Here is a 22,615-nt window from a genome sequence, read left to right as displayed (position 1 = left end):
CCATCAAGCCCGGCGCTGACGCACCAAATGCTTGAACCCCTCATACACCAGCACCATCACCGCCAGCCAGATCGGAATATAGGTCAGCCACTGTCCGCCTTCGATCCCTTCGCCCAACAGCAGCGCCACTGCGAGCAGCAATACCGGCTCCACATAGCTCAGCAGCCCGAACAGGCTGAACGCCAACAAGCGACTGGCAATGATGTAACTCACCAGCGCCGAGGCACTGATAAGGCCCAGCATGGGAATCAATGCATAGAGCTTTGGATGCCCATCCAGTACGGCAAAGCCTTGTTCGCCGCTTTGTACAAACCACCAGGCCACCGGCAGCATCAACGCCATGTCCAGCCACAGCCCACCCAAATGGTCGGTGCTCAGGTATTTACGCACCACGAAATACACCGGATAGCCGATGATCACCACCAGTGTTGCCCAGGAAAAACCACCGGCCTGATACAGCTCATTCAGCACACCCAGCGCGGCAAACACCACAGCAATCTGTTGCAGCCGCGACAGGCGCTCGCCGTAGACCAGGCGCCCGGTGAGCACCATGGTCAACGGCAGCAGAAAATACCCCACGGACACGTCCAGGCTGCGCCCATTGAGCGGCGCCCACATGAACAACCACAGCTGCACGCCGAGCAAGGCCGACGACACCAGTACGCCGCCGACCAGCCGTGGCTTGGCCGCCAGCATGCGCAGCAGTTCCCAGACCCTGCGCCACTCGCCGCTGACGAGCATGAACACCGTCATGCAGGGCACGGTGAGCAACATGCGCCAGCCGAAAATCTCCAGGCCACTCAGGGGCGTAAGCAGTGATGTGAAGTAATACATCACGGCAAACAGCACCGAGGCCAAGACCGATAACACAACACCTTTAGACACGCTGTCCTCGCGAAAGCCAATTATTGCGCGGGTAGTCTACAGGCGTGCCAATCGACCGGATACAAAATGCCCGACATCGTTGAACCCCGGCGAGGACGAATGCCCTGGCGTAACCAACGAATCAATGAACGCCTCGTCCTCAGCGCTGATCTTCACCGCCAGCGCTCCGGTGTAGGCGTCCCACTGCGCCTCGGTTCGCGGCCCGACAATCGCCGAGCTCACCGCCGCATTGTTCAGCACCCAGGCGATTGCGAACTCGACGATCCGCACGCCACGCCCTTGAGTGTATTGCTGGATCTGCTGGGCAATGCGCAGTGATTCAACCCGCCACTCGGTTTCCAGGATGCGCTTGTCCTGGCGCGCGGCACGGCTGCCGGGCTCGGGCGTGACGTCCGGGGCGTACTTGCCGCTAAGGACCCCTCGGGCCAGCGGGCTGTAAGGCACCACACCCAGGCCGTAGGCCGCTGCAGCGGTGATCTGTTCGACCTCGGCCTGACGGTTGACGATGTTGTACAGCGGCTGGCTGATAATGGGTTTATCCACGCCCAGGCGTTCAGCCACGCGAATCACTTCAGCGATGCGCCAGCCTCGGTAGTTGGACAGGCCCCAGTAGCGGACTTTGCCCTGGCGGATCAGGTCACCGATGGCGGACACGGTCACTTCCAACGGCGTGTGGTGGTCTTCGCGGTGCAGGTAGTAGATGTCCAGGTAGTCGGTATCCAGGCGTGCCAGGCTGGCGTCCAGCGCGTTGAACAGACGCTTGCGGCTCAAACCGCTGCGGTTGGGCACGCCGTCGGTAGGGCCGAAGCCGACCTTGGAGGCCACCACCCAATCCTGGCGGTTGCGTGCAATCGCCTCGCCGACGATTTCCTCGGAGCGTCCGCCTGTATACACGTCAGCTGTATCGATGAAGTTGATACCCTGGTCCCAGGCCTTGTCGATGATGCGCAGCGAGTCTTCGGTACTGGTCTGCTCGCCAAACATCATGGTGCCGAGGGTCAGAGCGCTGACCTTTAACCCGGACTGACCCAATGTACGGTAAATCATGCAAAGCTCCTCATGGCAGGTAAACGTGAGTCATGCAATACCAGACCCGAGCGCTCTGGAACAAGCCCTGAGCGGATTTGTTCATGCGCGTAGCAAAGTCTCGCAACGGGCCTGTAAAAAACGATGCAGCACTTTCACGCGTTCTGACACTTGCAGGCGGTGAGGGCACATCAGGTTGAATGGCGTGGGTTCGCCTTGCCAGTCGAGTAGCAGGGGCACCAGCCGCCCAGCCTGGATATCACGGGCCACGTCCAGGTTGGCTTTATAGGCAATGCCATGCCCCGCCAACGCCCAGCGGCGGACAATCTCGCCATCGTCGCTGAGATAGTCACCGCTCACTTCAACCTCCTGGAGCAAGGTCCCCTGGCGGAAATACCAGGTGCTATTGGCCTGGCCCCGGCGCATGTAGCGCAGCGTGCTGTGGTGGGCCAAGTCTTCGGGCGTATGCGGGGTGCCGTGGCGCGCCAAGTAGTCGGGGCTGGCGCAGGCAATGCGATGGTGATCGGGTACCACCGGCAGGGCCACCAGGCTGGAGTCTCTCGGCACGCCAAAGCGCAAGGCGATGTCGACAGTGTCGCGAAACAAATCGGCATTGCTGTCGTTGAGCAACAGTTGCAGACGGATAGTGGGGTGCTCCAGCTTGAACTCATCCAACCAGCCCAACAGCACATTGCGACCGAAGTCCGAGGGAGCGGCCAATTGCAATAAACCACTGAGGCTTTGGCCTTGTTGCTTGATGGCATGTTCGCCTTCGGACAGGGCTTCCAGCGCTACCCGCACGCTGTCCAGATAACGCCGGCCTTCTTCGGTCAGGCGCATGCTGCGGGTGGAGCGGGCAAGCAGGCGGATGCCGAGACGGGTTTCAAGGCGCTTGAGGGCGATACTCGCGGCCGCTGGCGTGAGGCCCAGGCCACGGGCGGCGGCCGTCAGGCTACCGGTGTCGGCGCTGCGCACGAAGACTTCAAGGTCGAGAATCGAACTCATTGATAAAAATCCTTTAAAGATCTTGTCGTTTTACCCGGATTTTTCATCGATTACCAAGCTGGGAAGATGAACGTTCACTTTCTGACCCAGGTAGTTTTCTCATGACCTCTTCTCTGAGCGGTAAAACCATCATCGTCATCGGTGGCAGCAGCGGTATCGGCGCGGCAGTTGCCCAGGCAGCCTTGGCGCGAGGCGCGCATGTGATCGTGGCCGGGCGCCGCTTGGCGCCAGGTTCCGACAGCGGGCTGCGCAACGAGCCGGTGGACGTCACCGACAGCGCCTCGTTAAAGCAGTTGTTCGAAACCGTGGGGCGCTTTGACCATCTGGTCTACACCTCGGGGCCTTCGGTGCGGGCCAAGCCTTTGATCGAAACAGACCTGGATGAAGCCCGGGACAACTTCGATGTAAAGCTCTGGGGCGCACTACGCGCCATTCAACACGCGCTGCCGTTTTTGCACGAGCAGGGCAGCATCACCCTGACCTCGGGCCAGTTGGGGCGCAAGTTGGCGGCAGGGCAGTTCATCAAGACGGCCATTAACGCTGCGACCGAGGCCTTGGGCAAGCAACTGGCCAAAGAACTGGCGCCGCGTCGAGTCAATGTGATCAGCCCAGGGGTGATAGACACACCGGCCTATGCAGGGCTTGGCCAAGAGCAACGTTTGGCAATGTTTGCCAAGGCGGGCCAAGGGTTGCCGGTTGGGCGGGTGGGGCAGGCTGAAGAAGTGGCGGCGGGGTATGTACTGGCCATGGAAAATGGCTTTATGACCGGTGCGGTGGTTGATATCGACGGTGGCGGCCTGTTGTAAATACATGGCCCAAGTGGGAGGGAGCAGATCCCTCCCACGTTGAAGGCGTCAGGCCTTGAGCGTGCGCGTCATCCGCAATGCCAGAACACTGCCGCTCACAATCACCGCCGCCAGCAGGTACAACGCCACATCCGTAGAGCCGGTAGCATCCTTCACAAAACCCACGATATACGGGCTGAGAAAACCCGCCATCTGCCCCATGGAGTTGATCAACGCCAAGCCACCCGCCGCCGCACCCGCGCTGAGCATCGCGGTGGGCACCGGCCAGAACATCGGCAGGCCGGTGAGGGCGCCCATGGTGGCGATGGTCAGGCCGAGAATGGCGATAGCGGGGGTGGTGGCGAAGTTAACGGCGATCACCAGGCCAATGGCGCCCATCAACATCGGTACCACCAAATGCCAGCGGCGCTCCTTGCGCAAATCGGCAGAGCGGCCCACCAGCAGCATGAACACTGCCGCCAACAGATACGGAATCGCGCTGAGCCAGCCAATCACCAGGTTGTCGCTGAAACCCATGTTCTTGATGATCGACGGCAGCCAGAAGTTGATCGCATACACGCCACTCTGGATGCAGAAGTAGATCAGGCCGAATGCCCAGATCGCCGGGTTCCTGAACACTTCGGCCAGGGAGTCGCTGGTGGTTTTCGGCTTGTTTGCCAGGTCTGTGGCCTGGTCAGCTTCCAGTACCGCACGCTCATGGGGCTTGAGCCACTTGGCGTTGGCGAAACTGTCACTGAGCAGGAAATAGGCGAGGGCGCCGAGGATCACGGTCGGGATGCCTTGCAGCAGGAACATCCACTGCCAGCCCGCCAAGCCACCTTGGCCTGCGGCAAAGTGATTGAGAATCCAGCCGGAAAACGGGCTGCCGAGCAAACCGGACACCGGGATCGCCGACATGAACAGTGCCATGATTCGCCCACGGCGGAAGGTCGGGAACCACTGCGAAAGGTACAACACCACGCCGGGGAAGAAGCCCGCTTCAGCGGCACCGGTGAGCAGGCGCAGGGTGTAGAAATGCGTGGGGGTGGTCACAAACAGCAGGCATGTGGAGAGCGTACCCCACACGATCATCATCAATGCGATCCAGCGCCGCGGGCCAAACCGGGTCAGCGCCAGGTTGCTCGGCACGCCGCATAGCACGTAGCCGATAAAGAAAATCCCGGCTCCCAGGCCGTATACGGTTTCACTGAATTTCAACGCATCGAGCATCTGCAGCTTGGCAAAGCCAACGTTTACCCGGTCGAGGTAATTGAACAGATAGCAGATAAAAATGAAGGGGATCAGGCGCAGGGTAATGCGCTTGTAGATGGCGTTTTTATCGTCATCGCTGGCCAGTGCGGCAGTGGCGCTCTGTGACATGGGATTCTCTCTTTATTATGATTTTTCGCGGTGCGAGGGTAACGTTGACCGCCCTGACAGTCTCGGTGACGTGACGGGCAGCTGTCTTTGTGCTGGCGCACAGTCAAGCAGTCTTTGCGCTGTGCCGGTGAACAACCTTTTTTAGGAAATTAGCCCCATGTTCGAGCTGGATCATGCCCTGGCGCAGGAGATTGTCGATCGCACCATGGCAATCCTGCCCTATAACGTCAATGTCATGGACAGCCAGGGCTTGATCCTGGGCAGCGGCGAGCCGGAGCGTATCAACACACGCCATGAAGGTGCGCAATTGGTGTTGGCCAATGGGCGTGTGGTGGAAATCGACGGGCAGACCGCCAAGCATCTCAAGGGTGTGCAACCCGGCATCAACCTCCCGCTGTTGCATGATCAGCGCCTGATTGGCGTGCTGGGTATCACCGGAGAACCAGATGGGTTACGCACCTACGCCGAACTGGTGCGTATGACCGCCGAAATGCTGGTCAGCCAACGCCACCAGCAAGCCGAGCAACAATGGCGGCGCCAGCGTTGCGATGATCTGCTGGCCCTGCTGTTGGCCGACAGCGGCGACTCCCCGCGCCTGGTGGACGAAGCCCAGCAATTGGGGCTCAAGCCACAACTGGCGCGCACGCCGTACCTGTTTGAACTGGGCCCGGGCCAAACGGCGGAGGCCCTGAGCACCTGGCTTGCCAGCCGCTACCCGGACAGTTGGTGCGTCAGCTCCGCGCAGTTTTCCTTGCTGTGGTGCCGACCTGCTGCGGTGCAGGTCGATAACCCCCGCTTGCTGGAAAAGCTCGAGGGCCTGGGTTGGAACATCCAGCGCATTGCCATCGGCGGGCAAGCGGAGGGCTTGGCGGGGCTGCGCCGCTGTTACCGCCGGGTAGGAGATCTGCTGGCTTATGGCCGCGATATCCTGCCGCAATCACGCCTGTTGACCCTCAACCGTTATCGCCTGCCGGTCATGCTTTGGCGTCATCGCAACGACGACGCCCTGGACGAATTGCTCAACCCGTTGCGCAAGGTGTTGGCAAAGGACAGCAGCGGGCAACTGCTCGCCACGTTGCGCAGTTGGTGCGAGCACGACGGGCAAAGCCAGGCGTGTGCCGACGCCTTGGGCATTCACCGCAACAGCCTGCGCTACCGCATGGAACGCATAGCCGAACTCAGCGGCGTAGACCCGCTGACGCTAGATGGGATGCTTGCCTTGTACCTGGGCGTACAACTGCTGCCCCACCCCCTGTAGGCGCGAGCAAGCTCGCTCCTACAGGGGGCATTGTAGAAATGAACAACAAACCCGCCCCACACTTGTGCATCGGCCCCGCGTCATTGCCCCTGCCAACTGGCAGCATGGGCGTTATAAAAACCGGAGAACGTCCATGAAAATCGTGATCGCCCCTGACTCGTTCAAAGACAGCCTGAGTGCCGCAGGCGTCGCCCAGGCGATTGCCGAGGGGTGGGCCGAGGTCTGGCCGGATGCGCACGTGCTTCAATGCCCGATGGCCGATGGCGGTGAAGGCACGGTGGATGCGGTGCTCGCCGCGTGTAAGGGGCAATTACGTCGGCAAACAGTCCGAGGCCCGCTGGGCGACAGCGTCGAAGCACGTTGGGGCTGGTTGGCCGACAGCCATACCGCGATGATCGAGATGGCCGAGGCCAGCGGCCTGCAACTCGTCGCGCCGGGGCAGCGCGACGCCTGTTCCAGTACCACCTATGGCACCGGCGAGTTGATCCGCGCCGCGCTGGATGCCGGGGCGCAGCGCATCATCCTGGCGATTGGCGGCAGTGCCACCAACGATGGCGGGGCGGGAGCGATGCAGGCCCTTGGCGTGCAGCTATTGGATAGCGAACGTCAGCCACTGCCGGCGGGTGGGTTGGCATTGGCACGCCTGGCCCATATCAGCCTTGAACAACTCGACCCGCGCCTGGCGCAGGTGCGTTTTGAAATCGCCGCCGACGTCAACAATCCCCTGTGCGGCCCCCACGGTGCCTCGTCGATTTTCGGCCCGCAAAAAGGCGCGAGTCCCGAGCAAGTGGCACACCTGGACGCGGCCCTTGAGCACTTCGCTGACCATTGCGCTCAGGTGCTGCCCAAGGATGTGCGCGACGAACCCGGCAGTGGTGCCGCCGGTGGACTGGGTTTTGCCGCCAAGGCGTTCCTCGCGGCCCAGTTTCGTCCAGGGGTCGAGGTAGTCGCTGAACTGGTTGGCCTCGATGAAGCGGTGCGTGGTGCCGACCTGGTAATCACCGGTGAAGGTCGCTTCGACGCCCAGACGCTGCGGGGAAAAACTCCGTTTGGCGTGGCGCGCATTGCCCGGCGACACGGCGTGCCGGTGGTCGTGATCGCGGGTACCTTGGGCGACGGCTACGAGCAGATGTACGCCCACGGTGTGGATGCAGCGTTCGCCTTGCCGTCGGGTCCGATGTCTCTGGAGCAAGCCTGTCACGAGGCGCCGCGCCTGTTGCGTGAGCGGGCCTCGGACGTTGCACGGGTATGGCGCCTGGCAGCTACTCGCTGACCCCGCGCGCCAGCCGCTCCACCCACTGCTCTTGAAACCCCTGTAGCTGCGCACCGGGTTGCTGCAACTGCACAAATTCAAGCATCGGGTCTTGCACCGCCGTGCGCACTCCGCTCAGTTCCTCCAGGGTCGCCAAGCCGCAGAACGGCACATAGGCTTCGCTGTAGCCGCCTTCATGTACCAGCACCAGGCGGCCCTGGCACAGACGCTCGGCGGCCAGGCGCAGGGCGCGGGTCAGCAGCCGGAACGATTCACTGTGCAACAGCATGCGCGCCAACGGGTCGACGGCGTTGGCGTCATAACCACAGGCGACGATGATCAACTCCGGCTCGAAGCGCTCCAGCGCGGGCACTACGATGCGTTCCATAGCATGTAGATAGGTGGCGTGGCCACTGCCTGGCGGCAAGGGGATATTGATGTTGGCGCCCAGGCCGGCACCCCGGCCGCGATCCTGCTCGCCGCTGTAACCGGGCGGGTAGCAGCCGTCCTGGTGCAAGGATACCGTCAACACATCGGCCCGTTCTTCGAAGATCGACTGCGTGCCGTTACCGTGGTGCACATCCCAGTCGATCACCGCGACTTTGCCCAGCCCGTTGCGGGCCTTGGCGGCCTCGATGGCAATGGCAATGTTGGCCAGAAAACAAAAGCCCATAGCACTGTCTGCCAGGCAGTGATGACCCGGTGGCCGCGACAGCGAATAGGCGTTGTGCGCCTGGCCCTTGAGCACCATGTCCACGGCGGCCAGGGTCAGTCCGGCGGACAGTTGCGCAATTTCGAAGCTGCCCGGCCCAATCGGTGCCTGGGGGCCAAGCTCACCGCCACCCGCATCGCTCAAGGCCTTGAAACGCTGCAGGTAAGCGCGGCTGTGGACCCGCAGCAGATCCTCTTCACTGGCGGGCGGCGCGCTATGCAGTTGTAGTTGGCGGCTCAGTCCGGAGACATCCAACAGGCTTTTCAGGCGGCGCTTGGTCTCCGGTGACTCGGCATGCCCGCTGCCGGCCGGCGGCTGCACCCAGCCGCCCACGGGCAGGGTCAGCGCATGGGCGCCGGCGCTGTGCCACAGGCTCATTTCGTCGAAAAAAAATGCGGTGGTTGGGTTCATACCGGTTCCAGTTCAGTGGGGGAATGGGGACGGCTGGCGGCGATCATCACCAGAGACAGCAAGGTGATAGCGGCTGCACCAAGCAGCAACAGGCTGAAACCGCCGCTGGCCTCGATCAGGCGGCCAGCGAGCGCCGGGCCGATGGCCAGGCCGCCGCCGATGACCAAGTTGGAGGCGTTCATCAGCTTGCCGCTGTGATCAAGGTCGGCCAGGCAGGCCAGGATCAGCGGCAGAATGAAGGTCCAGGTGAATTTGAACAGCAGCGCCGCCAAAGCAAATCGCAGCAATGCGGGCTGGCCGAACAACAGAAGCACCGCTGCCGCCATCAACAGGTAGCCCAGCAACAACAGCACTCCACGCGGCAAGCGGGTCCCGATCAGTGAAGCGCTCGCGGCCCCGGCAATGCCCATCACGGTGGCGATGGCGAGGATGTCGCCGCTGTGCTGCGCCGAAATCCCGGCACTGGCGCCCAAGGCACCGATAAAGGTCCAGACGCCTCCCAAGCTGATATAAAAGGCCAGGACCGCGCCAACCCCCAGGGCGGCTTTCCAGCGTGAACCGGGCAAGACCGGGGTGCGGCTGGCGGGCAACGCACGGCTACCGGCGGGAAAAGCCCGCGCCAATGGCAGCAGCAGAACCATCAACCCTGCCAGGATCAGGTAGCAGGCATTCAAGCCAAACCGTTCGAACAAACCAGGCAGCACCACCAGGCCGACGGCACCGACGATCAACTGCCCCATCACCCACAAACCATAGACTCGGCTGGGATTGGCGGTGGTGGCGGCACTGGCCAGGCAGAGGATCATCAACGAACCGCCGGCCAGGGCGCTGGCCCCGCGCAACACCAGCAGCACGGCGTAGGTGTCGGCGAGCATCGACAGCAGGTTGGCCGCAATGAACAACAGCGCGGCGACCCGGGCGGCAGTGCGCCAGTCAACCCGCTTGAGCCACCACCAGGCGGGCAAGGTCGCCAGGCTCATGGCGCCCAGTTCCACGGAAAACAAGTCGCCAATCCGCGCCGGGCTCAGTTGCCATTGGCTGGCCAACTGCGCGGCCACGGCGGGAGCAGTCATCAGGAGGGTCGGAGTGATGGCGGCAAACAGTACGATCGCCGCCAGCCGTGCCGTTATCGCAGGGTTGGAAATGGGCATTTTCAAGCTCCAGGGAAAGGGGTCAGAACACATGCACGAGGCGCAACAGCGCTTCGGTGCCGGCATAACCATTGGAAGCCGCAACGTGTTGCGAAAGGCTGACCATCAGTTGGTTCTGCCGGTCGAGCCAGTGCCCGAGTTCGAAGCCGACTTGGGTGTAGCGCTTGTGGGTATCGTCGAGGCGACGGTTGTTGAGGCGCAGGGCGCCACCGTCGGCCTGGATCAGGCGCAATGCGCCGTAAGTGGCGGCACTGAAGTCATACGAGGCAAAAGCCTGCAGGCGATACAGCGGGGCTTGCTTGAGTTCGCTGCCGAAGTAATCGTCATTGCGGCCATAGAGCTGGGCTTCCAGGTTGGCTTCCAGCACCCATTTCTCACCGATACCGTGGGTGTAGTTGTAGACAAAGGTGGCGCCCCAGCGATTGGCACCGGGGGACACGTCCGGGTTTTGGCTGTGGTACTCACCTATCGGCACAGTGATCAGGCTCAACAAGCCGCTGTAAGTGCGCGTCACCGGGTCGTTGACGAAAAACAGCGTGCCGCCCACCTGTGGATCGCCCAGGCCGCGCTCGCGGCTGCGCTGGTTGGCGCCGGGAAGGCGTGCGCTGATGTCGGCAAAGGGCAGGATGAATTGCGGCGTGCACAACGTGCCGCAGGCGTCGGTGAAATACACCTGACGGTAGGCCACGGCGTTGACCCTGAGGTCGGCCTTGCCGGTGCTGTCGGCGGGGCCATGGAAATCGCGGGCACGGGTGGCGGGCAGGTACAGCACACCCAGGCGGGTGCCCGGTGGGGCGGCGAAAAAATCGCGGGCGTTGAGGTCGGCAGCCTGGCTGTCGAGGCTGAACAGGCTGGCGCACAGCACTGTCAGGTTACGTAGGCGCGTTAAAGTCATGGCGAAGCGTCTCGTGTTAGAGGAGGCCGGAAAATGGGCAACAGCAGCCCGTGACCGTAAAAAACGACCGTGGCAAAACCGTGGGCGAAGCGGGCAGGGTCAGTCGGGCGGGGCGTGCACCAGGTGCGCTATGCGCGCCTTGTCCTTGACGCCGAGCTTGGCGTAGATGGCGCGAATATGGTGGCGCACGGTATTGGGCGAAAGGCCAAGGTCGCGGGCCACTTCCTTGTAGGTCTTGCCCTCGCCGAAGCCTTGGGCCACGTCGTTTTCCCGTGGGCTGAGCTGGGGCAGGGCACGGTTGAGGCGCGCGGCCAACAGCAATTGGTCGCCCACTGGGGACGCCTGGATGTGGATGCGCTTGCCGTCATACCCGCGCTCATCAAGCGGCACCGGCAGGGTGGGGCCACACCATTGCGGCCATTCGCTGAGCAGCAGGTCGACAAAACCGCGCTCGGCGCATTGCAACACACCCCGGGGGTCGCACACCGCCAGGGCCAGATTGCGCGGGCTGGCCAGGGTTTCACGCATGGCCACCAAGGTGCGGATCTGGTTTGCCGAGACCGCCGCCACCAGATGCAGCATCAGGTTATTGAGCAACTGGCAATCCTGCGCGTTGAACGTGGGCGCAGTGGGCTGGCGGTAGAGCGTCAGGTGGTGGCTGAGGTGGGTTTGCGGGTCGATATGGATGACACACAGCAATTCACCTAGGCCGTGGCGTTGCGCTAGCCAGTTCAAGGCGCTGCCGCTGGCGGGGTCGCGCATATCGATAATTACTGCCTCGCCAGGCGAGGCATGCACCCGTGCAACGGTCACGTCCAGATGGCGGATTGACTGCCAGTCCGCCAGGTAGTCGGGCGGCAACTGGTAGAGGTAGCTGTTGTGCTCTTGCGGCAGACCGTTGATGACAGCCGAGCGCCCCCACCAGGCACTGTCGAAGGCGAGCAATTGGCTGACGCGTGCCAGGGCATGGCACTGGAAGTGTTCGATGTCCTTGTGTTGGGCCAAGCGTTGCAGGTCCAGGGTCAGGGTGCTGAAGGCCTGCAACAGGCCCGAGTAATCAAGGCGGCTCATGGGTATTCCTCTGTGGGACTTTTTTTGTTGTTCTCGTCACAGGGTGAAGGCCGAAGTGTCGGGTTGACGGGGCAGGGCCTGAGCTGAGTATCGGCGCTGCGCATAGGGATCGCCATCGTTCAGATGCAGGATGGTGCTGGTTGGCTGGTAAGAAAACGCCCGACTCGTCAGCCAGGCGCTTAGCCTCTACACTGGCCCGCCACTTGTCTTTCAAAGGATGAAATGCAATGCACCCACCTGAACCGTCTATCGTGATCCAGCGTTTTACCGAGGCCCACCTGGAGGGCGTCGCCTCGCTATACAACGAGCCGGCTGTTTGCCGTCAGGTGCTGCAAATGCCTTTTCAGTCGGTTGAGATGTGGCGCAAGCGCCTGGTGATGGATAACGAGCGGCGCCTGCAACTGGTGGCGTTGCATGGCGGTGAGGTGATTGGCCAATTAGGGCTTGAGCAGTACCTGCGCGTACGCCAGAGCCACGTTGGTTCGTTGGGTATGGGCGTGGCGCCCGCGTGGCAGGGCAAGGGTGTCGGTTCGCGGCTGTTGGCGGCCGCGCTGGAGGTGGCCGACAACTGGATGAACCTGCGCCGTGTGGAGCTGACGGTCTACGCCGACAACGAGCCTGCGCACAACCTGTACCGCAAGTTCGGCTTCGAAGTGGAAGGGCGGCTGCGCGATTACGCCCTGCGCGACGGTATGTTTGTCGACACCCTGAGCATGGCGCGCCTGCGCACGTCGGCTTGATCCTGTAAAACTGTGGGAGCGGGCTTGCCCGCGAAGGCGGAGTATCAGTCACTGAATCTTCAACTGAACCACCGCTATCGCAGGCAAGCCAGCTCCCACACGGGTCATGCATTGCCCACAGAGTCAGCGCCCGGTACAGATGCCCTGCAAGGCAAACCCCACCGCGGCCTGCGCGTGCAACGCGGTGGTGTCCAGCAGCGGCAGTGCGCTGTGTTCGGGCTGGATCAGCAGGCAGATTTCCGTGCAGCCAAGAATAATCGCCTGAGCGCCGCGTGCGGCGAGAGTCTGGATCGCCTGCTGATACACCTGGCGCGAGGCGTCGCTGATGACGCCCACGCACAACTCTTCATAGATGATTCGGTGCACCGCCTTGCGTTCATCCGCGTCTGGCACCAGCACGGTGAGCCCCTGGCCGGCGAGGCGGGATTTAAGGAAATCCTGCTCCATGGTGAACGCGGTACCCAACAAGCCCACCGTCAAGGTCCCGGCCTCCAGGGCCGCAGCCGCCGTGGCATCGGCAATATGCAGGAAGGGAATCGACACTGCCGCCTCAATGCGCGGTGCCACTAAATGCATGGTGTTGGTACACAGCACCACACAATCAGCCCCCCCGGCCTGCAAGCGTCGCGCGGCATCTTCCAGGATCAGCGCGGTATCGTCCCAACGCCCGGCATGCTGAGCCTGTTCCACCGGGCCGAAATCCACGCTGTACATCAACACTTGCGCCGACCGCAGCGGGCCGAGCTGGTCGCGCACACGCTGGTTGATAAGACGGTAATACTCGGCGCTGGACTCCCAGCTCATGCCGCCGATAAGGCCGATGGTGCGCATGTGGTGCTCCGGACAAAAAGTGTGGCTTCACCTTACCCATTGAAGGCGGATGAGTCATACGCAGTTGCCAGCCAATTCACCGGAGCAGTTCAAATAACCTTGATCAACGATCACTTCTGATCAATACCCGGCGCTAAATTAAGGTGCGATGCCTCAACATTGGCTATACCTACCACTCGTTCTTACGATGATGCTCGCCAGGGAGTTCAATAATGAAACTAAGGCTAATGATCGGCACACTGTGCGTCGCTTCGCTCGGTATGGCCGGTTGCGCCAGCAAGGTGGTGCAACCGAATGAGTATTCAGGGTTTCTTTCCAACTACAGCCAGCTCAAGGAGGCCAAGTCACCCTCGGGGGCTGAGGTGATGCGCTGGGTTGATCCACAACTGGATTTGAACCGTTACACGGCGGTGTACATCGAGCCCACCCAGTTTTACCCCAAGCCCCAGGCCACTTCCCGCATTCCAGAGAGCACGTTGCGGGGAATCAACGACTATTACAACCAGGCGCTCAAGCGCGAGCTGGCTCAGTCATTGCCCGTGGCCAATGCCCCTGGCCCTGGAGTGATCGTGGTAAGGGCGGCGATTACCGCCGTGAGCAGCAAGACCGAGAGCCTCAAGCCTTATGAATTTATTCCCGTCGCCCTAGTGGCTGCGGCAGTGAGCACCGGCACCGGCATTCGCGACCAGGAGACCACCCTGGGCACCGAGGCGCAGTTTCTCGACGGCGCCACTCATAAAGTGCTGGCCCAAGTGGTGCGCAAAGGCACCGGCAAGCCGCTGGCTAATGACTCCCAAGTGATGAAGGCCGACGATGTGAAAAGCGTCATCGATGGTTGGGCGTCGGACCTGCACCAGTCCTACGTGAAGCTGAAAAAACACTGAGTCAAAAAAAGCACGGCGGGTCATCACCCGCCGTGCCTTTTTTTCGCCGAGCTTATTTAAGCGGCGTCAACGCTGGTAGCTTCCACTGGCCGCCAGCGACTTCAGGCTTGGGCAGGTAAATGCGCAACACCGCGTAGAACGGGCCGGGCGGGGCCGGCAACCAGTTGCTCTGCTCAGCCTTGGGAGGTTCGTGGTGCTGCAGCGCCAGGGTCAAGCCACCATCGGCATCGAGCTTGAGGGTAGGCAGCATCTGCGAATTGATCAGGTAGCGCTTCTTGTGATTCGGCACCAGCAATTTGGTCCTTGCGTCATACATCGTCAGTGACCAGAACGCATCGGCCGGCGGCAGCTGGTCCTTGGCAAAATGCACGGTGTAGCTGTGGCGTGCACCATTAGCCGGCTTGCCCTCGCTGTCGATGACGTAGCTCAAGTGCGCGGCTTCATCACTGGAGTTGCCGAACATCCCCAGCTCGGCACCGGCGTAGCGGTACAGGTAGTTGTTTTGCAGGTGGTCGCGGCTGCCGTACAGGTCTGCGTCGGTCACTTGGTGGGTATCCACCTTGGCCTTCTTGAACGCGGCGAATTCGGCGCGGCCATCGGCGATGCCGTCCTCCAGGGCCTTGCGCTGCTCGGTAGTCAACTGCTTGACCTTGAACGGCGCGCCTGGGGCGATACCGATCTTGGCAAAGCGTGCCAGCAGATCTTTTTCGCTGTCCTGGGGCGCGGCGAAGGCCAGCATGAAGTTCAGGTAGCGAAACAGCTGCGGGCCTTCGGTCATGGTTGCCATCGGCTTGGGCCATTGGATCTTCGGCACAGTGGCAGGCGCGGGTTGCTTCACATAACTGCTCAGCGCCTGCACCTTGTAGCCGCTCTGGATCTGCTTGACCTTGCCCAGGTCTTTGTCATCAAACAGCTGCGTGCGGTAAAGGGCGTAGGCGATGTTGCTTTCGCTGTAGACCACACGGTCGATGTCCACCGGCTGCTGACCTTTCCAGTCTGGCCCGGCGATCATGTAGTGGCCGCCGTTATTGCCGGTACTGCGGGTACCCAGGTAGGCAAAATTCTGCGTATAGAGGTCGATCAACTGCACCGAGTAATAGCGCTTGTCTTCAATCTTGGGCAGGGTCAGCACCAGCGGCTCTCTACGCAGGTCCATCCACACGAACGAGTAGGGCGTGTCGACGTTGGGGGTGGTAACCGCGTTGTCCTTGGGGGTGAGCACCTGGGCGCCGTTGTCGATACGGTTAAACGGCGCCTTGAAGTGGGCACCGCCTTTATCAACGGCCTGGGTGTAGAGCGTCTTGTACATCTGCACCACCGGGAAGCCGTACAAGTAGGCTTCCTTGGCAATGGCCCTGGCTTCGCTGGGGCTTGCGGTGAAGTCAGCCCAGGCGCCGCAGCTTATGAGTATCGAGAGGCTCGCCAACAGCAGGCGCGTCGGTTTTCCAATCATGTTGTTGCGTCCTTCCTGAGTGCTATCTGAGAGCGTGGCGTGAAGGCGCTGAGTTTCCTGTTTTATTGGCCGGTCGTCACGTTAATCTCTGAAAAGGACGATGAGGAAGGGGCGTTAGAGCATGGATTTGACTTTGTCACGCAATTGATCAATGGAGAACGGCTTGCCAATCACCTGCATACCGGCGGGCACATCAATGTTTTCGGCATAGCCGCTGGCAAACAGGATAGGCAGGGTAGCGCGCAGTTCGCGGACTTTGGTTGCCAGTTGTTTGCCGTCCATGTCGGGCAGGCCGACGTCGGTCATCATCAGGTCGATGATCTGGTCGGTATTTTGCACCTGCGCCAGTGCTTCCCCAGCATCCGCGGCTTCGAGCACCGTGAACTCCAACTCTTCGAGGACATCGACGATCAGCATGCGCACGATGGCGTCGTCTTCGACTACAAGGATGGTGGAGGTGTGGGACATAGTGAACTTTCCTGAACAGTGAGAGCGCTGGGCTTAAAGGCAACTAGATTGTGAGTAATAACAATGCCAGCAAGTTCCGAAGCAATTGCTGGCATTGTGACCTTAGCGGCGCAAAAAGTCCCGTCCGCTTGCGTGCTGACTCACCAAGGTACCGGCGCTATGCGCTTGACCGCATCCGCTGTCAATCAACGCACAAACATAGCGTTGAGCGATGTTATTCGGGCAAACTTGCGGTTTTCCCGCATTTGGCCAAGGCATGCCCATGACACCCGCGTCGTCCGTCGATGAAAAAAGCTTTCGTACCCTGCTGAGCCGGAACGTGGCCCTGCCCTTGGGCGTGGGCGTGCTCAGCGCGGTGTTTTTCGTCTGCCTGATTACCTATTTGCTCTCGGTGATCCAGTGGGTGGAGCACACCGACCGCGTCATTAACAACCTCAATGAGACGTCCAAACTGACGGTTGACCTGGAAACAGGGATGCGCGGGTTCCTGATCACCGGTGACGAGCACTTCCTTGATCCGTACGAATTGGCCAAGCCGCGGATCATTGCCGACCTGCGCAATCTGCAAGACCTGGTAGCCGACAATCCGCAGCAGGTTGACCGGCTCAAGCGCTTGGAAACCTTGCAGACCGAATGGAACACCTACGCGCAGTCGATGATTGAGCTGCAGCGCAACAGCGGTGATTACCGTGGCGCGGTCAAGGCGGGCCGGGGCAAGCGGCTCACTGATGAAATTCGCAAGGAATACGAAGACGCGGTGGCGATGGAGCAGCAGTTCCGTATCACCCGTAACGCAGAGGTCACCCGCACGACGGTGATCAGTGTCACGCTGTACTTGGTGTTTGTACTGGGGTTGAGTGGTTTTCTGGCCTACATCGGCAGGAAGAATTTAATCTCACTTTCAAAGAGTTACAGCGCAAACCTCGCGTCACAACAGAAGATTGCACGGCGCCTCGAGCAAACCGCCTGGCTGCGCAATGGCCAGACCGAGCTGGCCGAGCAAGTACTCGGCCAACTGACCCTGAACATGCTGGGACGCAATATCCTGCAATTCTTCGCCCAGTACATGGGCTCTGCGGTCGCCGCGCTGTACGTGCGTGAAGAACACGGCGGCCTCAAGCGCGTGGCCACGTATGGTTTCTCCCGCGAGCAGGAACAGCAAGAACAGTCGATCTACAGCGACGAAGGCATCGTCGGGCAGGCCGCTCAGCTCAATCGTCTGATTCGCCTGGACGATGTGCCGGTGGATTACTTCAAGGTCAGTTCCGGTCTTGGCGAAGGGGCCGCTCGCAGCATCCTGGTGATGCCGACCAGCGATGATGACCGTGTCAACGGCGTAGTCGAGCTGGGCTTCCTGCGCCCTCTGGATGAGCGTGATATCGAACTGCTGGAACTGATCGCCGGCAATATCGGCACCTCCATCGAAGCCGCGCGCTATCGCCAGCGCTTGCAGGAAGTGCTGGCCGAGACCCAGCAACTCAACGAAGAGCTGCAAGTGCAGCAGGAAGAGCTCAAGACCGCCAACGAAGAGCTCGAAGAGCAATCGCGCATCCTCAAGGAGTCCCAGGCTCACCTGGAAACCCAACAGGCTGAGCTTGAACAGACCAACGAGCAACTCGCCGAACAGACCCAGACCCTGGCCGAACAGCGCGACGCCATGGACCGCAAGAACATCGAGCTGAACCAGGCCCAGCTTGAGCTGGAAGACCGCGCCGATGAGTTGCAGCGCTCCAGCAAGTACAAATCCGAATTTCTTGCCAACATGTCCCATGAGCTGCGCACACCGCTCAACAGTTCGCTGATCCTGGCCAAACTGCTGGCGGATAACCCGCAGGAAAACCTCAGCGCCGAGCAGGTCAAGTTTGCCGAGTCGATCTATTCGGCCGGCAATGACTTGCTCAACCTGATCAACGACATCCTGGATATTTCCAAGGTCGAAGCCGGCAAGCTGGAAGTGCGCCCGGAAAACGCCAGCGTCGAGCGCCTGGTGGATGGCCTGCGTGGCATGTTCGAGCCGCTGGCAATGGACCGCAAACTGGGCTTCCAGGTGGACGTGCAGCAGGGCTCGCCCACCCTGCTGTTTACTGATCGCCAGCGCCTGGAGCAGATCCTCAAGAACCTGTTGTCCAACGCCATCAAGTTCACCGAACAGGGCGAGGTCAGCCTGTCAGTCTCCCGCGCGCCGGGGGAGGGCATTGCCTTTACGGTGCGCGATTCCGGCATTGGTATCGCCCCGGATCAACAGGAAAGCATCTTCGAAGCCTTCCGCCAGGCCGACGGCACCACCAATCGCCGTTACGGCGGTACTGGCTTGGGCTTATCCATTTCCCGTGACCTGGCCACTTTGTTGGGTGGCTACATCAGCGTGACCAGTGAACCGGGCAAGGGCAGCATTTTCACGCTCGTCTTGCCTGAACAGTATGTCGAACGCGACGAGGACGCGGCGCCGATCGAGCCTGCGCGGCAAGTGGTAGTCGCACCAGCACCTGCGCCGATCAAGGTTTCGCCGCTGCCGGTAGCCGACGCCAAGCTGATCCCGCGCTTTGCCGACGACCGCGAAAAAGCACCGTTCAGCACCCGCTGTATCCTGGTAGTGGAAGACGAGCCGAATTTTGCGCGCATTCTGTTCGATCTCGCCCACGAGCTGGGTTACCACTGCCTGGTCGCCCACGGTGCCGACGAGGGCTACAGCCTCGCCGAGCAATACATCCCCGACGCGATTCTGCTGGACATGCGCCTGCCCGACCACTCAGGACTGACTGTGCTGCAACGCCTCAAGGAACACGCCAACACGCGCCACATCCCGGTGCACGTGATCTCTGTGGAAGACCGTGTCGAAGCCGCCATGCACATGGGTGCCATCGGTTATGCGGTCAAGCCCACCACCCGCGAAGAGCTCAAGGACGTGTTCGCGCGCCTGGAAGCCAAGTTGACCCAGAAGGTCAAGCGCATCCTGCTGGTGGAAGACGATGACCTGCAGCGCGACAGCATTGCCCGCCTGATCGGCGACGATGACATCGAGATCACTGCCGTAGGCTTCGCCCAAGAGGCCCTCGACCTGTTGCGCACCACCATCTACGACTGCATGATCATCGACCTCAAGCTGCCGGACATGCTCGGCAACGAGCTGCTCAAGCGCATGGCCACCGAGGATATCTGTTCGTTCCCACCAGTGATCGTCTACACCGGACGCAACCTGACCCGTGATGAAGAGGCCGAACTGCGCAAGTATTCGCGTTCGATCATCATCAAAGGGGCGCGCTCGCCCGAGCGTCTGCTGGATGAAGTCACGCTGTTTCTGCACAAAGTCGAATCCCAGTTGTCCCATGACCGCCAGAAGATGCTCAAGACCGCCCGCAGCCGCGACAAGGTGTTCGAGGGGCGCAAAATCCTCTTGGTGGACGACGACGTGCGCAATATCTTCGCCCTGACCAGCGCCTTGGAGCACAAAGGTGCTGTGGTGGTGATCGGGCGTAACGGCCAGGAGGCTATCGATAAACTCAATGAGGTCGAAGATATCGACCTGGTGCTGATGGACGTGATGATGCCGGAGATGGACGGTTACGAGGCCACTGCCTTGATCCGCCAGGACCCACGCTGGAAAAAACTGCCAATCATTGCCGTGACGGCCAAGGCCATGAAGGACGATCAGGAGCGTTGCCTGGCAGCAGGCTCAAACGATTACCTGGCCAAGCCGATTGACCTGGACCGCCTGTTCTCACTGATTCGCGTATGGCTACCGAAGATGGAACGCATTTAAGTGGAGCAGTGTTTCTTGGATAAGAGTAGCGATATTGAGCTGCGCCTGTTGATCGAGGCGATTTACCTCAAGTACAGCTACGACTTTCGCGACTATTCGGGCGCGTCGGTCAAACGCCGTGTGGCCCATGCCTTGCGTCAGTTCGACTGCGCGACCATTTCCGCACTGCAAGAGCGCGTGTTGCACGACCCTGCGGCGTTCATGCAGTTGCTACAATTCTTGACCATCCCGGTGAGCGAGATGTTTCGCGACCCGTCGCACTTCCTCGCGATTCGCCAGGAAGTCGTGCCGCTGCTCAAGACCTACCCGTCGATCAAGATCTGGATCGCCGGCTGCAGCACAGGCGAGGAGGTGTACTCCATGGCCATCCTGCTGCGTGAAGAAGGCTTGCTGGAACGCACCATCATCTACGCCACGGACATCAACCCGGCGTCGCTGGATAAAGCCAAGCAGGGCATCTTTTCCCTGGAGAACGTGCGCGCCTATACCGCCAATTATCAGCAGGCCGGCGGGCAACGTTCATTTGCCGACTACTACACAGCGGCTTACGATTACGCGATCTTTGACAAGACATTGCGCGAGAACGTGACCTTTGCCGACCACAGCCTGGCGACCGACAGCGTATTTTCAGAAACGCAATTAATTTCATGCCGTAACGTATTGATTTATTTCAATAAAAAATTGCAAGATCGAGCGTTTGGCTTGTTTCATGAGTCGCTGTGTCATCGCGGCTTTTTGGTGCTGGGCAGCAAGGAAACCCTGGATTTTTCCGCCTACAGCAAGCAATTCGAGCCCTTGGTCAAGCAGGAACGGATTTACCGAAAATCATGAGCGACGCGCCGGACACCCCGATTTCGGGGATCGAAGCCATCGTCGTCGGCGCGTCCGCCGGCGGCGTCGAGGCGTTGCTGAGTATTTTCGGCCAGTTGCCCAGTACCTTCGGCCTGCCGATCATTGCCGTGCTGCACCTGCCGGACGAGCGCCGCAGCCAATTGGCGGAAGTCTTTGCGCGGCGCCTGAACATCCCGGTCAAGGAGGCGAGGGACAAAGAAGCGCTGGAGGCGGGCACCTTGTACTTTGCCGGGCCCGGTTATCACCTGTCGGTAGAGCAGGACCGCAGCCTGTCCCTGAGCCAGGAAGACCGGGTGCACCATTCCAGACCCGCCATCGACTACCTGTTTTCCTCGGCGGCCGATGTGTATGGGCCTCGCCTGCTCGCCATTTTGTTGACTGGCGCCAACCAGGACGGCGCAAGCGGGCTGGCCCACGTCAAGCAATCGGGTGGCATCACCATCGTGCAGGACCCACAAGAGGCACGCATTGCCGTCATGCCCCTGGCGGCCCTGGCCTTGCACACACCTGACCATATTCTTTCCTTGAGCCGAATCGGCTCATTGCTGGCTTCCCTGGAACCCTTCCCATGTTAAGTACTGTCCAGGCCAAACTGCTGATCGTCGACGATCTGCCGGAAAACCTGCTGGCCCTAGAGGCGCTGATCAAGCGTGAGGATCGCCAGGTCTTCAAGGCATTGAGTGCCGATGAGGCGTTGTCCCTGTTGCTGGAACATGAATTCGCCATGGCGATCCTCGACGTGCAGATGCCTGGCATGAACGGGTTCGAGCTGGCCGAACTGATGCGCGGCACCGAAAAGACCAAGAACATCCCCATCGTGTTCGTCAGCGCCGCCGGGCGCGAACTCAACTACGCCTTCAAGGGTTATGAGAGCGGCGCGGTGGACTTCCTGCATAAGCCCTTGGATATCCATGCGGTCAAGAGCAAGGTCAATGTGTTCGTCGACCTGTATCGCCAGAGCAAGGCGATGAAGCTGCAAGTCGAAGAGCTGGAACGTAGCCGCCGCGAGCAGGAACTGTTGCTCACGCGCCTGCAGGCCACTCAGGCCGAACTGGAACAAGCGGTGCGCATGCGTGACGACTTCATGTCGATTGTCGCCCACGAAGTGCGTACACCCCTGAACGGGCTGATTCTGGAGACCCAGTTGCGCAAGATGCACCTGGCGCGGGACAACGCCGCCGCGTTCACTCTGGACAAGATGCACGCCATGGTTGACCGCGATGAGCGCCAGATCAAAAGCCTGATCCGTCTGATCGAAGACATGCTTGACGTGTCACGCATCCGTACCGGCAAGCTGTCCATACGCCCGGCGCGTTTTGACCTGGCGCAGTTGGTGCGCAACCTCGTGCACAACTTCGAGCCACAGGTCGCCGCGGCTGAATCGTCGATGCAGTTGGCGGCAGACGAGCCTGTAGAGGGCCACTGGGATGAATTCCGTATCGAGCAGGTGATCACCAACCTGCTGACCAATGCCCTGCGCTACGGGGCTAAAAGCCCGGTGGATGTACGGGTGTATACCGAGCATGGCGAGGCGCGCGTGGAAGTGCGCGACCGTGGCATTGGTATCAGTGAAGACAACCAGAAGCGTATTTTCCAGCAGTTCGAACGGGTTTCCGCCAACCATGCCGCCGCCGGCCTGGGCCTGGGATTGTTTATTTCCGAGCAGATAGTAGCGGCCCATGGCGGCACCATCGAGGTGGAGAGCCAGATAGGCGAGGGCGCCTTGTTTCGTGTGTGCTTGCCCCTTGAGGCGACCGCGTGAAATCAATCGTCAGCTCGACGCAACCTCTGCGTGA

20 protein-coding genes are annotated in these 22,615 nt (G+C 60.9%); 9 read left to right on the top strand and 11 right to left on the bottom strand.

Annotated elements, in window-relative coordinates:
• Positions 1-3: 3 nt before the first annotated feature.
• The 3 genes from rarD to BT199_RS12540 all read right to left on the bottom strand — a co-directional run bounded on the left by rarD (position 4) and on the right by BT199_RS12540 (position 2,916).
• Positions 4-885 carry an EamA family transporter RarD gene (gene rarD, locus BT199_RS12550; protein WP_072434586.1) on the bottom strand — a complete coding sequence of 294 codons (882 nt, stop codon included), beginning with the start codon at positions 883-885 and terminating at the stop codon, positions 4-6.
• A gap of 36 nt (positions 886-921) precedes the next feature.
• Complete coding sequence (locus BT199_RS12545) at positions 922-1,932, bottom strand: aldo/keto reductase (RefSeq protein ID WP_072434585.1); 1,011 nt, start codon at positions 1,930-1,932, stop codon at positions 922-924.
• 81 nt (positions 1,933-2,013) lie between these two features.
• On the bottom strand, positions 2,014-2,916 hold the full coding sequence (locus BT199_RS12540; protein ID WP_014718500.1) for a LysR family transcriptional regulator: 903 nt from the start codon (positions 2,914-2,916) through the stop codon (positions 2,014-2,016).
• Between the two features lie 101 nt (positions 2,917-3,017).
• Here BT199_RS12540 and BT199_RS12535 point away from each other — a divergent pair, with 101 nt between their 5' ends.
• Entirely contained in the window at positions 3,018-3,722 is a 705-nt protein-coding gene (locus BT199_RS12535) for an SDR family oxidoreductase (RefSeq protein WP_072434584.1), read from the top strand.
• Between the two features lie 48 nt (positions 3,723-3,770).
• On the opposite strand, the gene BT199_RS12530 is transcribed toward BT199_RS12535, so the two are convergent.
• Positions 3,771-5,081, bottom strand: coding sequence for an MFS transporter (locus tag BT199_RS12530; protein ID WP_020302764.1), 1,311 nt, complete (start codon positions 5,079-5,081; stop codon positions 3,771-3,773).
• Positions 5,082-5,238: 157 nt separating this feature from the next.
• On the opposite strand from BT199_RS12530, the gene BT199_RS12525 reads away from it, so the two are divergent.
• Together BT199_RS12525 and BT199_RS12520 are read left to right on the top strand one after the other, a co-directional pair.
• Positions 5,239-6,339, top strand: coding sequence for a sugar diacid recognition domain-containing protein (locus tag BT199_RS12525; protein WP_072434583.1), 1,101 nt, complete (start codon positions 5,239-5,241; stop codon positions 6,337-6,339).
• A gap of 133 nt (positions 6,340-6,472) precedes the next feature.
• Positions 6,473-7,612, top strand: a complete 1,140-nt coding sequence (locus BT199_RS12520) for a glycerate kinase (protein WP_072434582.1) — start codon at positions 6,473-6,475, stop codon at positions 7,610-7,612.
• Here BT199_RS12520 and BT199_RS12515 read toward each other — a convergent pair.
• From BT199_RS12515 to BT199_RS12500, 4 genes are all read right to left on the bottom strand, one after another.
• Positions 7,602-8,714 carry a class II histone deacetylase gene (locus BT199_RS12515; RefSeq protein ID WP_072434581.1) on the bottom strand — a complete coding sequence of 371 codons (1,113 nt, stop codon included), beginning with the start codon at positions 8,712-8,714 and terminating at the stop codon, positions 7,602-7,604. The two genes, BT199_RS12520 and BT199_RS12515, sit on opposite strands and share 11 nt — an antisense overlap.
• Positions 8,711-9,865, bottom strand: a complete 1,155-nt coding sequence (locus BT199_RS12510) for an MFS transporter (protein ID WP_014718494.1) — start codon at positions 9,863-9,865, stop codon at positions 8,711-8,713. Before BT199_RS12510 ends, BT199_RS12515 begins: the two co-directional genes overlap by 4 nt.
• Before the next feature lie 22 nt (positions 9,866-9,887).
• The gene (locus tag BT199_RS12505; RefSeq protein ID WP_072434580.1) at positions 9,888-10,760 is read right to left on the bottom strand and encodes a transporter; all 873 of its coding nucleotides are present in this window, start codon (positions 10,758-10,760) and stop codon (positions 9,888-9,890) included.
• A gap of 99 nt (positions 10,761-10,859) precedes the next feature.
• Positions 10,860-11,831, bottom strand: coding sequence for a helix-turn-helix domain-containing protein (locus tag BT199_RS12500; RefSeq protein ID WP_020302767.1), 972 nt, complete (start codon positions 11,829-11,831; stop codon positions 10,860-10,862).
• Positions 11,832-12,058: 227 nt separating this feature from the next.
• Between BT199_RS12500 and BT199_RS12495 the strand changes: the two genes are divergently transcribed.
• Entirely contained in the window at positions 12,059-12,571 is a 513-nt protein-coding gene (locus BT199_RS12495) for a GNAT family N-acetyltransferase (protein WP_020302768.1), read from the top strand.
• A gap of 123 nt (positions 12,572-12,694) precedes the next feature.
• Here the strand turns inward: BT199_RS12495 and BT199_RS12490 are convergent, their stop codons facing one another.
• Positions 12,695-13,402, bottom strand: a complete 708-nt coding sequence (locus BT199_RS12490; RefSeq protein ID WP_032903051.1) for an aspartate/glutamate racemase family protein — start codon at positions 13,400-13,402, stop codon at positions 12,695-12,697.
• A gap of 212 nt (positions 13,403-13,614) precedes the next feature.
• Here BT199_RS12490 and BT199_RS12485 point away from each other — a divergent pair, with 212 nt between their 5' ends.
• Positions 13,615-14,286 carry a DUF3313 domain-containing protein gene (locus tag BT199_RS12485; RefSeq protein WP_014718489.1) on the top strand — a complete coding sequence of 224 codons (672 nt, stop codon included), beginning with the start codon at positions 13,615-13,617 and terminating at the stop codon, positions 14,284-14,286.
• Positions 14,287-14,338: 52 nt separating this feature from the next.
• Here BT199_RS12485 and BT199_RS12480 read toward each other — a convergent pair whose 3' ends face one another.
• Both BT199_RS12480 and BT199_RS12475 read right to left on the bottom strand, forming a co-directional pair.
• Positions 14,339-15,739: a DUF1254 domain-containing protein gene (locus BT199_RS12480; protein WP_072434579.1), complete on the bottom strand. Its 1,401-nt coding sequence runs from the start codon at positions 15,737-15,739 to the stop codon at positions 14,339-14,341.
• A gap of 114 nt (positions 15,740-15,853) precedes the next feature.
• The gene (locus BT199_RS12475) at positions 15,854-16,207 is read right to left on the bottom strand and encodes a response regulator (protein WP_014718487.1); all 354 of its coding nucleotides are present in this window, start codon (positions 16,205-16,207) and stop codon (positions 15,854-15,856) included.
• Positions 16,208-16,469: 262 nt separating this feature from the next.
• Between BT199_RS12475 and BT199_RS12470 the strand changes: the two genes are divergently transcribed.
• Genes BT199_RS12470 through BT199_RS12455 form a run of 4 tightly spaced genes read left to right on the top strand, consistent with a single transcriptional unit; the run spans position 16,470 to position 22,581 of the window.
• The gene (locus tag BT199_RS12470; RefSeq protein ID WP_072434578.1) at positions 16,470-19,967 is read left to right on the top strand and encodes a response regulator; all 3,498 of its coding nucleotides are present in this window, start codon (positions 16,470-16,472) and stop codon (positions 19,965-19,967) included.
• A complete protein-coding gene (locus BT199_RS12465; protein WP_019817062.1) occupies positions 19,968-20,798 on the top strand; it encodes a CheR family methyltransferase in 831 nt (276 codons plus the stop codon).
• Complete coding sequence (locus BT199_RS12460) at positions 20,795-21,394, top strand: chemotaxis protein CheB (protein ID WP_020302772.1); 600 nt, start codon at positions 20,795-20,797, stop codon at positions 21,392-21,394. Before BT199_RS12465 ends, BT199_RS12460 begins: the two co-directional genes overlap by 4 nt.
• Positions 21,388-22,581 (top strand): hybrid sensor histidine kinase/response regulator, encoded by a 1,194-nt coding sequence (locus BT199_RS12455; protein ID WP_014718483.1) that lies wholly within the window; start codon positions 21,388-21,390, stop codon positions 22,579-22,581. Before BT199_RS12460 ends, BT199_RS12455 begins: the two co-directional genes overlap by 7 nt.
• Positions 22,582-22,615: the final 34 nt, after the last annotated feature.

Origin of the sequence: Pseudomonas sp. NFR02 (genome assembly GCF_900119375.1) — a bacterium.
GTDB classification, from domain to species: domain Bacteria; phylum Pseudomonadota; class Gammaproteobacteria; order Pseudomonadales; family Pseudomonadaceae; genus Aquipseudomonas; species Aquipseudomonas paracarnis.
The sequence above is the reverse complement of the archived record's forward strand: the minus strand, read 5'-3'. Positions and strand labels throughout refer to the sequence as shown.

What these genes read in the sequence shown, in the direction of transcription:
- BT199_RS12545 (WP_072434585.1), bottom strand. Translation starts at nt 1,932, where the DNA reads ATGATTTACCGTACATTGGGTCAGTCCGGGTTAAAGGTCAGCGCTCTG.
- BT199_RS12540 (WP_014718500.1), bottom strand. Translation starts at nt 2,916, where the DNA reads ATGAGTTCGATTCTCGACCTTGAAGTCTTCGTGCGCAGCGCCGACACC.
- BT199_RS12535 (WP_072434584.1), top strand. Translation starts at nt 3,018, where the DNA reads ATGACCTCTTCTCTGAGCGGTAAAACCATCATCGTCATCGGTGGCAGC.
- BT199_RS12530 (WP_020302764.1), bottom strand. Translation starts at nt 5,081, where the DNA reads ATGTCACAGAGCGCCACTGCCGCACTGGCCAGCGATGACGATAAAAAC.
- BT199_RS12525 (WP_072434583.1), top strand. Translation starts at nt 5,239, where the DNA reads ATGTTCGAGCTGGATCATGCCCTGGCGCAGGAGATTGTCGATCGCACC.
- BT199_RS12520 (WP_072434582.1), top strand. Translation starts at nt 6,473, where the DNA reads ATGAAAATCGTGATCGCCCCTGACTCGTTCAAAGACAGCCTGAGTGCC.
- BT199_RS12515 (WP_072434581.1), bottom strand. Translation starts at nt 8,714, where the DNA reads ATGAACCCAACCACCGCATTTTTTTTCGACGAAATGAGCCTGTGGCAC.
- BT199_RS12510 (WP_014718494.1), bottom strand. Translation starts at nt 9,865, where the DNA reads ATGCCCATTTCCAACCCTGCGATAACGGCACGGCTGGCGGCGATCGTA.
- BT199_RS12505 (WP_072434580.1), bottom strand. Translation starts at nt 10,760, where the DNA reads ATGACTTTAACGCGCCTACGTAACCTGACAGTGCTGTGCGCCAGCCTG.
- BT199_RS12500 (WP_020302767.1), bottom strand. Translation starts at nt 11,831, where the DNA reads ATGAGCCGCCTTGATTACTCGGGCCTGTTGCAGGCCTTCAGCACCCTG.
- BT199_RS12495 (WP_020302768.1), top strand. Translation starts at nt 12,059, where the DNA reads ATGCACCCACCTGAACCGTCTATCGTGATCCAGCGTTTTACCGAGGCC.
- BT199_RS12490 (WP_032903051.1), bottom strand. Translation starts at nt 13,402, where the DNA reads ATGCGCACCATCGGCCTTATCGGCGGCATGAGCTGGGAGTCCAGCGCC.
- BT199_RS12485 (WP_014718489.1), top strand. Translation starts at nt 13,615, where the DNA reads ATGAAACTAAGGCTAATGATCGGCACACTGTGCGTCGCTTCGCTCGGT.
- BT199_RS12480 (WP_072434579.1), bottom strand. Translation starts at nt 15,739, where the DNA reads ATGATTGGAAAACCGACGCGCCTGCTGTTGGCGAGCCTCTCGATACTC.
- BT199_RS12475 (WP_014718487.1), bottom strand. Translation starts at nt 16,207, where the DNA reads ATGTCCCACACCTCCACCATCCTTGTAGTCGAAGACGACGCCATCGTG.
- BT199_RS12470 (WP_072434578.1), top strand. Translation starts at nt 16,470, where the DNA reads ATGACACCCGCGTCGTCCGTCGATGAAAAAAGCTTTCGTACCCTGCTG.
- BT199_RS12460 (WP_020302772.1), top strand. Translation starts at nt 20,795, where the DNA reads ATGAGCGACGCGCCGGACACCCCGATTTCGGGGATCGAAGCCATCGTC.
- BT199_RS12455 (WP_014718483.1), top strand. Translation starts at nt 21,388, where the DNA reads ATGTTAAGTACTGTCCAGGCCAAACTGCTGATCGTCGACGATCTGCCG.